This window comes from Cronobacter sp. HA18003 (assembly GCF_011605905.1).
GTDB lineage: Bacteria > Pseudomonadota > Gammaproteobacteria > Enterobacterales > Enterobacteriaceae > Cronobacter > Cronobacter sakazakii.
In genome coordinates, this window is sequence record NZ_JAANQO010000011.1 from 1,334,610 (window position 1) to 1,348,723 (window position 14,114).

Genomic DNA, 14,114 nt, shown 5'->3' on the forward strand with positions numbered 1-14,114 from the left:
TCCGGTTTCTTCTTGATGCGTTTTTTACGGGACAGAGTCAAAAAATTGAATACACAGCCGCGCTCGCTTTCCCCGCTTCTGCAACTGGCGGATATCGGGAAAAGCTTTGATGGTAAAACCGTCATTTCTGATTTCTCACTGACCATCAATCATGGTGAATTCCTCACGCTCCTCGGCCCCTCCGGCTGCGGTAAAACCACCGTGCTGCGCCTTATCGCAGGCCTTGAGAACGCCGACGCCGGGCGGATCACGCTCGATTCACAAGACATCACCGACGTTCCCGCCGAGCATCGCCACGTCAATACCGTTTTCCAGAGCTACGCCCTGTTTCCGCATATGACGGTGTTTGAGAACGTCGCGTTTGGCCTGCGGATGCAAAAAACACCCACCGCTGAGATAACGCCGCGCGTGATGGATGCTTTAAAGATGGTGCAGCTTGAGGAATTTGCCCAGCGCAAACCGCATCAACTTTCCGGCGGCCAGCAGCAACGCGTGGCGATCGCCCGCGCCGTGGTCAATAAACCCCGCCTGCTGCTGCTTGATGAATCCCTCTCGGCGCTCGACTATAAACTGCGCAAACAGATGCAGAACGAGCTGAAAGCGCTGCAACGCAAGCTGGGTATTACGTTTGTGTTCGTGACGCACGATCAGGAAGAAGCGCTGACGATGTCCGATCGCATCGTGGTGATGCGCGACGGGCGCATCGAGCAGGACGGCACGCCGCGCGAAATTTACGAAGAACCCAAAAACCTGTTTGTGGCGAGCTTTATCGGCGAAATCAATATCTTTGACGCCACCGTCATTGAGCGTATCGACGCGCAGCGCGTGCGCGCAAATGTGGAAGGCCGCGAATGCGTGCTGTATGTCGCCTTTCCGGTGACGGCGGGCCAGAAACTTAACGTCCTGCTGCGCCCGGAAGATCTGCGCGTTGAAGAGATTAACGGCGACGGCGAGGCCGACGGCCTGATAGGCTTTGTGCGCGAGCGCAACTATAAAGGCATGACGCTGGAGTCGGTCGTTGAGCTGGAAAACGGCAAAATCGTCCTGGTCAGCGAATTCTTTAACGAAGACGACCCCGATTTTGACCACTCGCTCGATCAGAAAATGGCCGTGACCTGGGTGGAGAGCTGGGAGGTGGTGCTGGCCGATGAAGAGCTCGCGTAAATTCCAGAATGTGGTGATCGCCACCAGCGTCGGCTGGCTGGTGCTGTTTGTCTTTCTGCCCAACCTGATGATCATCGCCACCAGCTTTCTCACCCGTGACGACGCGCATTTCGTAAGCCTGGTCTTTACGCTGGATAACTACGCGCGCCTGCTCGACCCGCTCTACTTTCAGGTGCTGCTGCACTCGCTGAATATGGCGCTGCAGGCGACGCTGGCGTGTCTGGTGCTGGGTTACCCGTTTGCGTGGTTTCTGGCGAAACTGCCCGCGAAAGTGCGCCCGCTGCTGCTGTTTTTGCTGATAGTGCCGTTCTGGACAAACTCGCTTATCCGGATTTACGGCCTCAAGCTGTTTCTCAGCACGCGCGGCTATCTGAACGAGTTTCTGCTGTGGCTTGGCGTCATCGACACCCCGATGCGCATTATGTACACGCCATCCGCGGTGATTATCGGCCTGGTCTATATTCTGCTGCCGTTTATGGTGATGCCGCTCTACTCCAGCATCGAGAAGCTCGATAAGCCGCTGCTCGAAGCCGCGAAAGATCTCGGGGCCAGCAAACTGCAAACCTTTGTGCGCATCATTCTGCCGCTGACGATGCCCGGCATTATCGCCGGGTGTCTGCTGGTGATGCTGCCCGCGATGGGGCTGTTTTATGTCTCCGATCTGATGGGTGGCGCGAAAAACCTGCTTATCGGCAACGTTATCAAGAGCCAGTTCCTGAATATCCGCGACTGGCCGTTTGGCGCGGCCACCAGCATTACGCTGACGCTGGTAATGGGGCTGATGCTGCTGGTGTACTGGCGCGCCGCGCGCCTGCTTAACAAGAAGGTGGAACTGGAATGATCGGTCGCCTGCTGCGCGGCGGTTTTATGACCGCCATTTACGCTTATCTTTATATCCCGATCGTGATTCTGATTGTGAACTCGTTCAACAGCTCGCGTTTCGGCATTAACTGGCAGGGCTTTACCACCAACTGGTACAGCCTGCTGATGAATAACGACAGCCTGTTACAGGCCGCGCAACACTCGCTGACGATGGCGGTGTTCTCCGCCACGTTCGCGACCATTATCGGCGCGCTGACGGCGGTCGCGCTCTACCGCTACCGTTTTCGCGGCAAACCGTTTGTCAGCGGCATGCTGTTTGTGGTGATGATGTCGCCCGATATCGTGATGGCGATTTCCCTGCTGGTGCTTTTTATGCTGGTGGGCATTCAGCTTGGCTTCTGGTCGCTGCTGTTCTCGCACATCACCTTCTGCCTGCCGTTTGTGGTCGTGACCGTCTATTCACGGCTGAAAGGCTTTGACGTGCGAATGCTTGAAGCGGCGCGCGATCTGGGCGCCAGCGAAATTACGATTCTGCGCAAAATCATTCTGCCGCTGGCGATGCCGGCGGTGGCTGCGGGCTGGCTGCTGAGCTTTACGCTGTCGATGGATGACGTGGTGGTGTCGTCGTTCGTGACGGGGCCGGGCTATGAAATCCTGCCGCTGAAAATTTACTCGATGGTTAAAGTGGGCGTGTCGCCGGAAGTGAACGCGCTCGCCACCATTCTGCTGATGCTGTCGCTGGTTCTCGTACTGGCAAGCCAGCTGATGCTTCGCGATAAAACGAAAAGCCTGCCTCGCCAGGCCTTAAATCCAGGGGACGTAAAATGAAAAAATGGTCACGCCACCTGCTTGCTGCGGGTGCTCTGGCGTTCGGCATGAGCGCCGCGCATGCTGATGACAAAAATACGCTCTATTTCTACAACTGGACCGAGTATGTGCCGCCGGGCCTGCTTGAGCAGTTCACGAAGGAGACGGGCATTAAGGTTATCTATTCGACCTATGAATCGAATGAAACCATGTACGCCAAGCTGAAGACCTACCAGCAGGGCGCCTACGATCTCGTGGTGCCGTCCACCTACTTTGTCGACAAGATGCGCAAAGAAGGGATGATCCAGAAGATCGACAAGAGCAAGCTGTCGAATTTTCACAATCTGGATCCGGCGATGCTGAATAAGCCTTTCGATCCGAATAACGACTACTCCATTCCCTACATCTGGGGCGCGACGGCGATTGGCGTGAACAGCGACGCCATCGATCCGAAAAGCGTGACCTCCTGGGCCGATCTCTGGAAGCCGGAATACAAAGGCAGCCTGCTGTTGACCGACGATGCGCGCGAAGTGTTCCAGATGGCGCTGCGTAAGCTCGGGCTTTCCGGCAATACCACCGATCCGAAAGAGATTGAAGCGGCCTATAACGAGCTGAAAAAGCTGATGCCAAACGTGGCGGCGTTTAACTCCGATAACCCGGCGAACCCGTATCTGGAAGGCGAAGTGAATCTCGGTATGGTGTGGAACGGCTCCGCGTGGGTCGCTCGTCAGGCGGGCGCGCCGCTGGATGTCGTCTGGCCGAAAGAAGGCGGGATCTTCTGGATGGACAGCCTCGCTATTCCGGCGAATGCGAAGAATGTTGAAGGCGCGCATAAGCTGATTAACTTCCTGCTGCGTCCGGATGTGGCAAAACAGGTCGCAGAGACGATCGGTTACCCGACGCCGAACCTGGCGGCCCGTAAGCTTCTGAAGAAAGAGGTGGCGGAAGATAAGTCGCTCTATCCGGACGAAGCCACCATCAAGAAAGGCGAATGGCAGAACGATGTCGGCGACGCCAGCGCGATTTACGAGTCGTATTACCAGAAGTTAAAGGCGGGACGGTAAGTTTCATTGTGGTGAAAAGGTGGGTGCGCTTCGCTTACCCACCCTACGATCCGGAAATGTAGCGTTACATGGTGGGTGCGCTTCGCTTACCCACCCTACGATCCGGAAATGTGACGTTACATGGTGGGTGCGCTTCGCTTACCCACCCTACGAAAATCGGTTAATGTTCTGTGTAGGGCGGGTAAGCGAAGCGCACCCGCCGTTTCCCTCTGACATCCCTGCCGTCAAAGCCCTTTCAACAGCTTCTCGACATACTCCGGCACCACCTGGCTTGCCAGCCCGTAATGCTTCTCTTCGAACTCGCTGCCGACCTGGCTTGGCTCCAGGTTCAGCTCCACGGTATGCGCGCCCTGAAGCTTCGCTTCATGCACGAATCCGGCTGCCGGATAAACGTGCCCGGAGGTGCCGATGGCGATAAACACATCGGCGCGCGCGAGTGCCTCATAAATACTGTCCATCCCGAGCGGCATCTCGCCGAACCACACCACGTGCGGGCGCAGCGGCGCGGGGAACTGGCAACAGTGGCACTTATCGCCAGGCGTCACGTCGCCCGTCCACTCCAGCACCTGCCCGCTCTGCGAACAGCGCACTTTCAGCAATTCGCCATGCATATGCACCACATTTTTGCTGCCCGCGCGCTCATGCAGGTTATCGATATTCTGGGTGACCAGTAAGAAACGGTCGCCGAGCGCCTCTTCGAGCCGCGCCAGCGCCAGATGCGCCGCGTTAGGCTTGATCTCCGGCTGCTGTAGCTGACGGCGCCGGGCGTTATAAAACTCCTGCACCAGTTGCGGATTGCGCGCGAACCCTTCCGGCGTTGCCACATCCTCCACGCGATGCTCTTCCCACAGGCCGTCAGCGGCGCGGAACGTGCGAATGCCCGATTCCGCCGAGATCCCCGCCCCGGTTAAGACCACTACCACAGGTTTATTCATCACTTCAGGTGTCATAATTCTGTCCCGGAAAAAAATACGCTGGCGCAAGCGCTCGCGCAGCCGACGTTTATTCCTTCGAAACCGGCCCAGCCGGTGCAGACGACGCGATTGCATTTCAACTCCGTGAGCGTGTGAGATGGAGAAAAGCCGCGCCGCGCATACCACCTGCGTCGCCGTGGCGCGCCTGCTCAATACGCGGCACTTTCGCCACGGGCAGCAGATACGCAGGCAGCTTCGCGCTAAGCGCCGTTGTCAGATACGAAAACCCCGACAGCCCGCCGCCGAGCACTACCAGATGCGGGTCCAGCACGGTCAACAGGCTCGCGACACAGGCCGCCAGCAGGTCGGTATAGCGCTCAACATGCGCCTGCGCCTGCGTGTCACCCTGCTGCCAGCGCATGATGATTTGCGGCGCGTCCAGTGATTCATGGTAGAAGTGATGCCAGAGCCATGCAAAGCCCCGACCGGAAAGATAATTCTCAATACAGCCGTGTTGCCCGCAGCCGCAGCGGATGAGTGGGATATCGCGCCCGAGGATCGCAAGCGCGTCCACCGGCAGCCGGATATGCCCGAATTCGCCCGTGATAAAGCTGCGTCCGGTCACCGGTTTGCCATCGACAACCACGCCGCCGCCGACGCCGGTGCCGAGGATAAGCCCCATCACAACAGGATACGCGCTGAACTCATCGTCCCACGCTTCGGAGAGCGCAAAACAGTTGGCGTCGTTATCGATACGCACGTCGCGCCCGAGCCGCGCGCTGAGATCGCGCCTCACCGCCCTGCCGCTGGCGGCGGGCAGATTGGCGGCATACAGCAGGCCGTCGTCCGTTTCCGGGATGCCGGGAATGCCAACGCCGACATACCCCGCGCCGCCAAAGCGGCGGTCAGCCTCTGCCACCAGCGCGCTGATGGCATCGAGAAAGTTCTCGTAGCGGTCATGCGGCGTCGCGACGCGGGTTTGCCATTGCAGACGCCGCGCGTCATCGTATACCCCGAGGGCGATTTTGCTGCCGCCAATGTCAAACCCGTAATACATCCGCCGCTCCCTGAATTATTGTCCGCTCAGTACCCGCGCCGGATCGATGCGGCTCGCGCGCCGTGCCGGATACCAGCTCGCCAGCAGGCTCAGCACCAGCGCCGTCAGCAGCACATAGACCACGTCGAGCGCGTGCAGCTCCGATGGCAGGAAGTCGATAAAATAGATATCGCCGGAGAGGAAATGATGGCCGATCAGTTTTTCAATCCCGTGAATGATAGCGGTCAACTGCCATGACGCCAGCACGCCCACCACCACGCCGCTGACCGAGCCGAGCAGCCCGGCGAGCAGTCCGTACCAGACGAAAATCGCACGGATAAGCCCGTCTTTCGCACCGAGCGTACGCAGCACCGCGATATCGCTGCTTTTATCTTTCACCGCCATCACCAGCGTCGAAACGATGTTAAAGCAGGCGACGCCAATCACCAGCACCATCGCCAGATACATAATCGCGCGGATCATCTGGATATCGCGGTACATGTAGCCGTAGGTGTTGATCCAGCTTTTGATATAGACATAGGCGTCCGTCACCTGACCCGCGTCACGCACCAGTTGATTCGCGTTAAAGACGTCATTCACCTTGATGGCGATGCCCGTGACACTGTCACCGAGGTTCAGATAGCCCTGCGCATCGGCCAGCGGCACCATCGCAAAGCTGTGATCGAGCTGGCCGCTCAGTTGCAGAATACCTGCTACCTGCAAACGCACGCGTTTGGGCTGCAACAGCTTATGGTCGGCGTCAGAATTCGGGATCATGATGGAGAGCCAGTCGCCCTGCTTCACTTTCAGCGCATCCGCAACACCTTTACCGATGATGATTTGCTGTTTGCCCGCCTGAAAACTCTGCCAGGCGTTGTTTTGCACATAATGCGGCAGCGCGCTTAAACGCTGCTCCTGCGCCGGGTCAACGCCTTTCACCTGAATGGCGCGCAGGTTCGCCCCGCTCTCCACCAGCCCGGTAAAGTTGACGTATGGCGCCGCCGCGACGATGCCGTTGACCTTCTCAACGCGCGTCACAACATCCTGCCAGCCGCGCCACGGCTGCTCCACCGGCTCGATTTCACCATGCGGCACGACCGCCAGAATGCGATTGTTCAGCTCACGCTCAAAGCCGTTCATGGCGCTTAAGCCCACAATCAGCACCGCCACGCCAAGCGCGATGCCAATCGTTGAAATAACGGAGATAAGCGACACCATGCCGCTGCGTCTGCGTCCCCGGCTAAAGCGCAGACCAATCAGTAACGATAACGGGGAAGCCATTACGCCCTCCCCATCAGGGTCAGCTCAGGGTTCAGGTGCCCGTCGCGCATCTCCAGCTGGCGTGAAAGCCGCTTCGCCAGTTGCAGATCGTGCGTCACCACCAGAAAGGCGGTGCCCTGGGTTTTATTCAGCTCGCCGAGCAGGTCGAAAATGCTGTCGGCGTTGCGGGCGTCGAGGTTGCCGGTCGGTTCGTCCGCCAGCACCAGCCGCGGGTTATTCACCAGCGCGCGGGCGATAGCGACACGCTGGCGCTCGCCGCCGGAAAGCTCAGACGGACGGTGGTTGCTGCGGTGCGCGAGGCCCACGGCATCCAGCATCGCGAGCGCCCGGCGCTCGGTCTCGGCCTTCGGCGCTTTGCCGATTAACAGCGGCATCGCCACGTTTTCCATCGCGGTGAAATCCGGCAGCAGATGGTGGAACTGGTAGATAAAACCCAACTCGCGGTTACGCAGCTCCGCTTTGGCGGAAGAAGAGAGCGTGCTCAGCGCCCGGCCGCTGAAAATCACGTCGCCGGAAGTGGGCGTATCCAGCCCGCCCAGCAGGTGCAAGAGCGTACTTTTGCCGGAGCCGGAGCTGCCGACAATCGCCATCATTTCGCCCGCGTCGATGCTGAAGCTGACGTTGTGCAACACATCCGTTTGCACTTTGCCTTCCTGGTAGCGTTTGCACAGGTTGTCGCACTGTAACAGCACAGAATTACTCATAACGTAAAGCCTCAGCGGGTTCGGTGGCGGCAGCGCGCCAGGAAGGATAAAGCGTGGACAACAGCGCGACGGCCATCGCCGAGAGCGCAATACCGATGACCTGCCACGGTTCGATAACGACCGGCAGCGCCGCGCCGTCAAGAAACGCGCCAATCACCGGCATCAGATTATTCAACTGGCTGGCAAGGAGCGCGCCCAGCAGCGCGCCAAACAGCGCGCCGATAACGCCCGCGCTTGCCCCCTGCACCATAAACACCGCCATGATCTGACGGCGTGTAAGCCCCTGGGTTTGCAGGATAGCCACCTCGCCCTGCTTCTCCATCACCATCAGCCCGAGCGACGTAATGATGTTAAACGCGGCGACGGCGACAATCAGGCTTAGCAGCAGGCCCATCATGTTTTTCTCCATGCGCACGGCCTGGAACAGCTCGCCTTTACGCTCGCGCCAGTCCTGCCACTGCGTGCCGGGCGGTAACGTCTGCTGGCTCAGCGTATCCACTTTCAGCGGCTCATTCAGCCACAGTCGCCAGCCGGTGATATTTCCTGCCGGGTAGCGCATCAGGCGTGAAGCGTCCTGAATATTGACCAGCATCTGATAGCCATCCACTTCGCTGTTGGCGGCGAAAGTACCGATAACGGTGAAGAGACGCTGGCTCGGCAGGCGGCCCATCGGCGTGAACTGGCTGGCCGACGGCACCATCAGGCGCAGCTGGTCGCCGCGTTTCACGCCAAGCTGGCCCGCAAGCTGCTCACCGAGAATAATGTTGTATTTCCCGGCCGCCAGGGCCTGCTGGTTGACGTTGACCAGATACGGCGTCAGCGGGTCGCGCTGCGCCGGGTCAATCCCCAGCATCACCCCGACCGCCACGCTGCGGGCGCTTTGCAGCACCACATCGCCGGTGGTCAGCGGCGCGATACGGTTAACGCCCTGCAGGTGGAGGCTGTCGGCAGGCAGTTGCTGCGGGTTGACAGAGCCTTTGGATGAACTGATAAGCGCCTGCGGCATCAGCCCGAGAATGTTGTTTTGCAGTTCTCGCTCGAACCCATTCATCACTGAGAGCACAGTCACCAGCGCCAGCACGCCGAGCGTGATGCCGATAGTGGAGAGCCAGGAGACGAAACGGCCGAAGCGGTCTGCTGCACGCCCGCGCATATAGCGCAGGCCGATAAATAACGCGACAGGTTGATACATGAAATCCGTCTTGTACGGTTGCTAATGCAAAGTGATCAACGATAATAAAGCCCAGATCTGATTTATGGAACCACTAACCCACTCTGTCGCCGGGTTTTTATCCCGGACAAGCGGCACAACCGGAGCACGCTTCGCCTTCTATGCCTGAACAATATCGTTACTCTCTGCCCGTCAAAGCGGGCGATCAGCGTCAACTGGGTGAACTGACCGGCGCGGCCTGCGCCGTTGAGGTGGCGGAAATGGCGGAACGCCATGCCGGCCCGCTGGTGCTTATCGCGCCGGATATGCAAACCGCCCTGCGTCTGCACGATGAAATTCAACAATTTACCGAAAGCCTGGTGATGAACCTGGCTGACTGGGAGACGCTGCCGTATGACAGCTTCTCGCCGCATCAGGAGATTATCTCCTCGCGCCTGTCGACGCTCTATCAGCTGCCTGGCATGCAGCGCGGCGTGCTTATCCTGCCGGTGAATACGCTGATGCAGCGCGTCTGTCCGCACAGCTTCCTGCACGGTCACGCGCTGGTGATGCAAAAAGGCCAGCAGCTTTCGCGCGACACTCTGCGCGCGCAGCTGGATCAGGCGGGCTATCGCCATGTGGATCAGGTGATGGCGCATGGCGAATACGCCACCCGCGGCGCGCTGCTCGATCTCTACCCGATGGGTAGCGAACAACCCTACCGCATCGACTTTTTCGACGACGAAATCGACAGCCTGCGGCTGTTTGACGTCGATACCCAGCGCACGCTGGAAGAGGTTGAGGCGATTAACTTGCTGCCGGCGCACGAATTCCCGACCGACAAAGCGGCCATTGAGCTTTTCCGCAGCCAGTGGCGTGACCGTTTCGAGGTCAAGCGTGACCCGGAGCATATCTACCAGCAGGTGAGCAAAGGCACCCTGCCCGCGGGTATTGAATACTGGCAGCCGCTGTTCTTTAGCGAGCCGCTGCCGCCGCTGTTCAGCTATTTCCCGAAAAACACGCTGGTGGTGAGCACGGGCGATCTGGAAGCGAGCGCCGACCGCTTCTGGGCCGATGCCGTGGCGCGCTTTGAGAACCGCGGCGTCGACCCGATGCGCCCGCTGTTGCCGCCGGAAGCGCTCTGGCTGCGCACCGATGAACTTCATGCGCAATTAAAAGCCTGGCCGCGCGTGCAGCTGAAAACCGAGGCGCTGGCCGATAAAGCCGCCAATACCAATCTGGGCTACCAGCCGCTGCCGGATATCGCCGTGCAGGCGCAGCAGAAATCGCCGCTCGACAGCCTGCGCCGTTTTCTGGAGACTTTCACCGGCCCGGTGATTTTCTCGGTGGAAAGCGAGGGCCGCCGCGAGGCGCTCTCGGAACTCCTTTCGCGCATTAAAGTTATGCCGAAGCGCCTTCTGCGGCTTGAAGAGGCGCAGGCGGGTGAGCGCTATCTGAGCATCGGCGCGTCGGAGCGCGGATTTATCGATACCCTGCGCCAGCGCGCGTTTATTTGCGAGAGCGATCTGCTGGGCGAGCGCGTCACGCGCCGTCGCCAGGAGAGCCGCCGCACCATTAACCCGGATACGCTCATCCGCAACCTGGCGGAGCTGCGCCCCGGCCAGCCGGTGGTGCATCTGGAGCATGGCGTGGGCCGCTACGCGGGGCTGACGACGCTTGAGGCAGGCGGCATCACGGCGGAATACCTGATGCTCACCTATGCCAACGACGCGAAGCTCTATGTGCCGGTGTCGTCGCTGCATCTCATCAGCCGCTACGCAGGCGGTGCCGAAGAGAACGCGCCGCTGCACAAGCTTGGCGGCGACGCGTGGTCGAAAGCGCGCCAGAAAGCGGCGGAAAAAGTGCGCGACGTGGCGGCGGAGCTGCTGGATATCTACGCCCAGCGCGCCGCGAAATCCGGTTTCGCCTTTAAGCATGACAAAGAGCAGTATCAGCTCTTCTGCGAAGGGTTTCCGTTTGAAACTACGCCCGATCAGGCGCAGGCGATTAACGCAGTGCTGAGCGATATGTGCCAGCCGCTGGCAATGGATCGTCTGGTGTGCGGCGACGTGGGCTTCGGTAAAACCGAAGTCGCGATGCGCGCGGCGTTCCTGGCGGTCGAGAACAATAAACAGGTGGCGGTGCTGGTGCCGACCACGCTTCTGGCCCAGCAGCATTACGACAACTTCCGCGATCGCTTCGCCAACTGGCCGGTGCGCATTGAGTTACTGTCGCGCTTTCGCAGCGCCAAAGAGCAGGCGCAGGTGCTGGAACAGGCCGCTGAAGGCAAAGTCGATATTCTTATCGGCACCCACAAGCTGTTGCAGAGCGACGTCAAAATGAAAGATCTCGGTCTTTTGATCGTCGATGAAGAACACCGCTTCGGGGTGCGCCACAAAGAGCGCATTAAAGCGATGCGCGCCGATGTGGATATTCTGACGCTCACCGCGACGCCTATTCCGCGCACGCTGAACATGGCGATGAGCGGCATGCGTGACCTGTCGATTATCGCCACGCCGCCCGCGCGTCGTCTGGCGGTGAAAACCTTCGTGCGCGAGTATGACAATCTGGTAGTGCGCGAGGCCATCCTGCGTGAAGTGCTGCGCGGTGGTCAGGTCTATTACCTCTACAATGATGTCGAGAATATCCAGAAGGCCGCCGAGCGGCTGGCGAATCTGGTGCCGGAGGCGCGCATCGCCATCGGTCACGGCCAGATGCGCGAGCGCGAGCTTGAACGGGTGATGAACGATTTCCATCACCAGCGCTTTAACGTGCTGGTGTGCACCACGATCATCGAAACCGGCATCGATATTCCGACCGCCAATACCATTATCATCGAGCGCGCCGATCATTTTGGTCTCGCACAGTTGCACCAGCTGCGCGGCCGCGTCGGACGTTCGCATCATCAGGCGTATGCATGGCTGCTGACGCCGCCACCGAAGGCGATGACCACCGACGCGCAGAAGCGTCTGGAGGCGATCGCGTCGCTGGAAGATCTCGGCGCGGGCTTTGCGCTGGCGACGCACGATCTGGAGATTCGCGGCGCGGGCGAGCTGCTGGGTGAAGATCAGAGCGGACAGATGGAAACCATCGGCTTCTCGCTCTATATGGAGCTTCTGGAAAACGCGGTGGACGCGCTGAAAGCCGGGCGCGAGCCGTCGCTTGAAGATCTCACCAGTCAGCAGACGGAAGTGGAGCTGCGGATGCCGTCGCTACTGCCGGAGGCGTTTATCCCGGATGTGAACACGCGCCTGTCGTTCTATAAGCGCATCGCCAGCGCCAAAAAAGAGCAGGAGCTTGAAGAGATCAAAGTGGAGCTTATCGACCGCTTTGGCCTGCTGCCGGACCCGGCGCGCAATCTGCTGGATATCGCGGCCCTGCGCCAGCAGGCGCAGAAGCTTGGCGTGCGTAAAATTGAGGCTAACGAGAAAGGCGGCACCATTGAGTTTGCCGAGAAAAATCATGTCGATCCGGGCTGGCTTATCGGCCTGCTGCAAAAAGAGCCACAGCATTACCGCCTTGACGGGCCGACGCGCCTGAAATTTTTCCGCGAGCTGGAAGAGCGGAAAACCCGAATGGAATGGGTGCGTCAGTTTATGGCGCAACTCGCCGAACACTCGCTGCCTTAAATCCTTGACGCCCCCGCGCGGGGCGTAACTTTACAATCCTTTGCAATCGTCCAGGGTTTCCCTGGACGAAGCCCCGCCATACTTCTCTCTTTATCTATGTATTACAAAAACTTCTCCGCCTTTGGGATCTGTAAATGAAAAGAGAACACGCGCGTTTTTCTCGCTGGCTGTCATGGCTGGCGCTTGTCGCTGGCATGACGTTTGGCGCAAGCCAGGCGCTGGCGAATACTTACCCTCTCCCCGCACCAGGCAGCCGGTTGATTGGCGAAACCCTCTACCACACGGTGGCGGACGACGGCGGCTCGCTGGAGGCGATCGCCAAACGCTATAACGTCGGCTTTCTGGCGTTGTTGCAGGCCAATCCCGGCGTTGATCCGTATGTACCGCGCGCGGGTAGCGTGCTGACCATTCCGCGCCAGATGCTGCTGCCGGATGCCCCGCGCGAAGGCATTCTGATCAATCTTGCCGAGCTGCGGCTCTACTATTTTGCGCCGGGCGAGAACACAGTGACCGTCTACCCGATTGGCATCGGCCAGCTTGACGGCGACACGCTCACGCCAACCATGCAGACCACGGTATCGCAAAAGCGCGCCAACCCGACCTGGACGCCGACGGCCAATATTCGCGCACGTTATAAAGCACAAGGGATCGATTTACCGGCCGTGATGCCTGCCGGGCCGGACAACCCGATGGGCCACCACGCCATACGCCTTGCAGCTTACGGCGGCGTCTATCTGCTGCACGGCACGAATGCGGATTTCGGTATCGGTATGCGCGTCAGCTCGGGCTGTATCCGTCTGCGCGATGACGACATCAAACACTTGTTCAGCGCAGTGCCGGTCGGCACGCGCGTCAATATCATCAACGCGCCGGTGAAAGCGTCTGTCGAGCCGGACGGGCGTCGGTTTGTTGAAGTCCATCAGCCGCTCTCAAAGCGCATTGAGGATGACCCGAAAACGCTGCCGATAACTCTTAACGCGACGCTCAAAACTTTTGAAGCCGCAGAGCAAACCGACCGAGAGGTGATGGAACAGGCGCTGCGATTGCGCTCCGGCATACCGGTTAACGTCACTGCTCACCCGCCAGCGCCTGCCAGCGACGCCATCTGAAACAAAAAAGGCCCTGTCCGGAGACAGGGCCTTTTAACAGGTGATCTTGACGGCTTATTTATAGATGACGGCGGTGCCGTGCAGATTATTCGGGCCGTTAACAGAGGTGATACGGAACGATTTTGCGCCCATATCGTCAGCTTTCTGCGCAAGCTCGGCTTCCAGCGAAGACAGATTAGTCCCTGCGGTCGCAGAGATGGTGCCCGCTTTTTGTTGGCCTGCCGGGGTGGACTGCACCTCAACGGCAGCGACGCTTGCAAACGACAACGAACTCAGTACAGCGGCGGCGAACAATGCTTTAACGGTTTTCATGTGGGTACCCTTTCTTTTGTAATGCGGATTTAGTTACGTGGTCGTTAATATTTATTTAATTAACGATCGATAGATAAATAATAGTTGTGATCTGCATCACGTGTCAATATAATTTTTAACGA

At 59.1% G+C, this 14,114-nt stretch carries 12 protein-coding genes; 6 read left to right on the top strand and 6 right to left on the bottom strand.

Annotated features, from left to right (window positions below):
* Positions 1–15: 15 nt before the first annotated feature.
* The 4 genes from potA to potD are packed head-to-tail and all read left to right on the top strand — an operon-like array spanning position 16 to position 3,857.
* The gene (gene potA, locus G6041_RS07480; protein WP_041460533.1) at positions 16–1,164 is read left to right on the top strand and encodes a spermidine/putrescine ABC transporter ATP-binding protein PotA; all 1,149 of its coding nucleotides are present in this window, start codon (positions 16–18) and stop codon (positions 1,162–1,164) included.
* Entirely contained in the window at positions 1,148–2,005 is an 858-nt protein-coding gene (gene potB, locus G6041_RS07485; protein ID WP_012125062.1) for a spermidine/putrescine ABC transporter permease PotB, read from the top strand. Before potA ends, potB begins: the two co-directional genes overlap by 17 nt.
* Positions 2,002–2,814: a spermidine/putrescine ABC transporter permease PotC gene (gene potC, locus G6041_RS07490; protein WP_012125063.1), complete on the top strand. Its 813-nt coding sequence runs from the start codon at positions 2,002–2,004 to the stop codon at positions 2,812–2,814. The genes potB and potC overlap by 4 nt, the downstream gene beginning before the upstream one ends.
* Positions 2,811–3,857 carry a spermidine/putrescine ABC transporter substrate-binding protein PotD gene (gene potD / locus G6041_RS07495; protein ID WP_004387334.1) on the top strand — a complete coding sequence of 349 codons (1,047 nt, stop codon included), beginning with the start codon at positions 2,811–2,813 and terminating at the stop codon, positions 3,855–3,857. Before potC ends, potD begins: the two co-directional genes overlap by 4 nt.
* Before the next feature lie 224 nt (positions 3,858–4,081).
* On the opposite strand, the gene cobB is transcribed toward potD, so the two are convergent.
* Genes cobB through lolC form a run of 5 tightly spaced genes read right to left on the bottom strand, consistent with a single transcriptional unit; the run spans position 4,082 to position 8,984 of the window.
* Positions 4,082–4,906: a Sir2 family NAD+-dependent deacetylase gene (gene cobB / locus G6041_RS07500; RefSeq protein WP_007849324.1), complete on the bottom strand. Its 825-nt coding sequence runs from the start codon at positions 4,904–4,906 to the stop codon at positions 4,082–4,084.
* A 1-nt stretch (position 4,907) separates the two neighbouring features.
* Positions 4,908–5,828 carry an N-acetylglucosamine kinase gene (gene nagK, locus G6041_RS07505; protein ID WP_012125064.1) on the bottom strand — a complete coding sequence of 307 codons (921 nt, stop codon included), beginning with the start codon at positions 5,826–5,828 and terminating at the stop codon, positions 4,908–4,910.
* Positions 5,829–5,843: 15 nt separating this feature from the next.
* Positions 5,844–7,088, bottom strand: coding sequence for a lipoprotein-releasing ABC transporter permease subunit LolE (gene lolE, locus G6041_RS07510; RefSeq protein WP_004385170.1), 1,245 nt, complete (start codon positions 7,086–7,088; stop codon positions 5,844–5,846).
* Positions 7,088–7,792 (bottom strand): lipoprotein-releasing ABC transporter ATP-binding protein LolD, encoded by a 705-nt coding sequence (gene lolD, locus G6041_RS07515; protein ID WP_007769521.1) that lies wholly within the window; start codon positions 7,790–7,792, stop codon positions 7,088–7,090. The genes lolE and lolD overlap by 1 nt, the downstream gene beginning before the upstream one ends.
* Positions 7,785–8,984: a lipoprotein-releasing ABC transporter permease subunit LolC gene (lolC, locus tag G6041_RS07520; RefSeq protein ID WP_004385172.1), complete on the bottom strand. Its 1,200-nt coding sequence runs from the start codon at positions 8,982–8,984 to the stop codon at positions 7,785–7,787. Before lolC ends, lolD begins: the two co-directional genes overlap by 8 nt.
* 140 nt (positions 8,985–9,124) lie before the next feature.
* On the opposite strand from lolC, the gene mfd reads away from it, so the two are divergent.
* On the top strand, positions 9,125–12,571 hold the full coding sequence (gene mfd / locus G6041_RS07525) for a transcription-repair coupling factor (RefSeq protein ID WP_012125066.1): 3,447 nt from the start codon (positions 9,125–9,127) through the stop codon (positions 12,569–12,571).
* Between the two features lie 134 nt (positions 12,572–12,705).
* Complete coding sequence (ldtC, locus tag G6041_RS07530) at positions 12,706–13,680, top strand: L,D-transpeptidase LdtC (protein WP_007898410.1); 975 nt, start codon at positions 12,706–12,708, stop codon at positions 13,678–13,680.
* 54 nt (positions 13,681–13,734) lie between these two features.
* Here the strand turns inward: ldtC and bhsA are convergent, their stop codons facing one another.
* Complete coding sequence (bhsA, locus tag G6041_RS07535) at positions 13,735–13,992, bottom strand: multiple stress resistance protein BhsA (protein ID WP_007866836.1); 258 nt, start codon at positions 13,990–13,992, stop codon at positions 13,735–13,737.
* Positions 13,993–14,114 lie beyond the last annotated feature (122 nt).

Excerpts from the sequence above, each read along its gene's own strand:
- cobB (WP_007849324.1), bottom strand. The coding sequence starts at position 4,906 with ATGCAATCGCGTCGTCTGCACCGGCTGGGCCGGTTTCGAAGGAATAAA.
- mfd (WP_012125066.1), top strand. The coding sequence starts at position 9,125 with ATGCCTGAACAATATCGTTACTCTCTGCCCGTCAAAGCGGGCGATCAG.
- potD (WP_004387334.1), top strand. The coding sequence starts at position 2,811 with ATGAAAAAATGGTCACGCCACCTGCTTGCTGCGGGTGCTCTGGCGTTC.
- potC (WP_012125063.1), top strand. The coding sequence starts at position 2,002 with ATGATCGGTCGCCTGCTGCGCGGCGGTTTTATGACCGCCATTTACGCT.
- potA (WP_041460533.1), top strand. The coding sequence starts at position 16 with ATGCGTTTTTTACGGGACAGAGTCAAAAAATTGAATACACAGCCGCGC.
- bhsA (WP_007866836.1), bottom strand. The coding sequence starts at position 13,992 with ATGAAAACCGTTAAAGCATTGTTCGCCGCCGCTGTACTGAGTTCGTTG.
- lolE (WP_004385170.1), bottom strand. The coding sequence starts at position 7,088 with ATGGCTTCCCCGTTATCGTTACTGATTGGTCTGCGCTTTAGCCGGGGA.
- lolD (WP_007769521.1), bottom strand. The coding sequence starts at position 7,792 with ATGAGTAATTCTGTGCTGTTACAGTGCGACAACCTGTGCAAACGCTAC.
- lolC (WP_004385172.1), bottom strand. The coding sequence starts at position 8,984 with ATGTATCAACCTGTCGCGTTATTTATCGGCCTGCGCTATATGCGCGGG.
- potB (WP_012125062.1), top strand. The coding sequence starts at position 1,148 with ATGAAGAGCTCGCGTAAATTCCAGAATGTGGTGATCGCCACCAGCGTC.
- ldtC (WP_007898410.1), top strand. The coding sequence starts at position 12,706 with ATGAAAAGAGAACACGCGCGTTTTTCTCGCTGGCTGTCATGGCTGGCG.
- nagK (WP_012125064.1), bottom strand. The coding sequence starts at position 5,828 with ATGTATTACGGGTTTGACATTGGCGGCAGCAAAATCGCCCTCGGGGTA.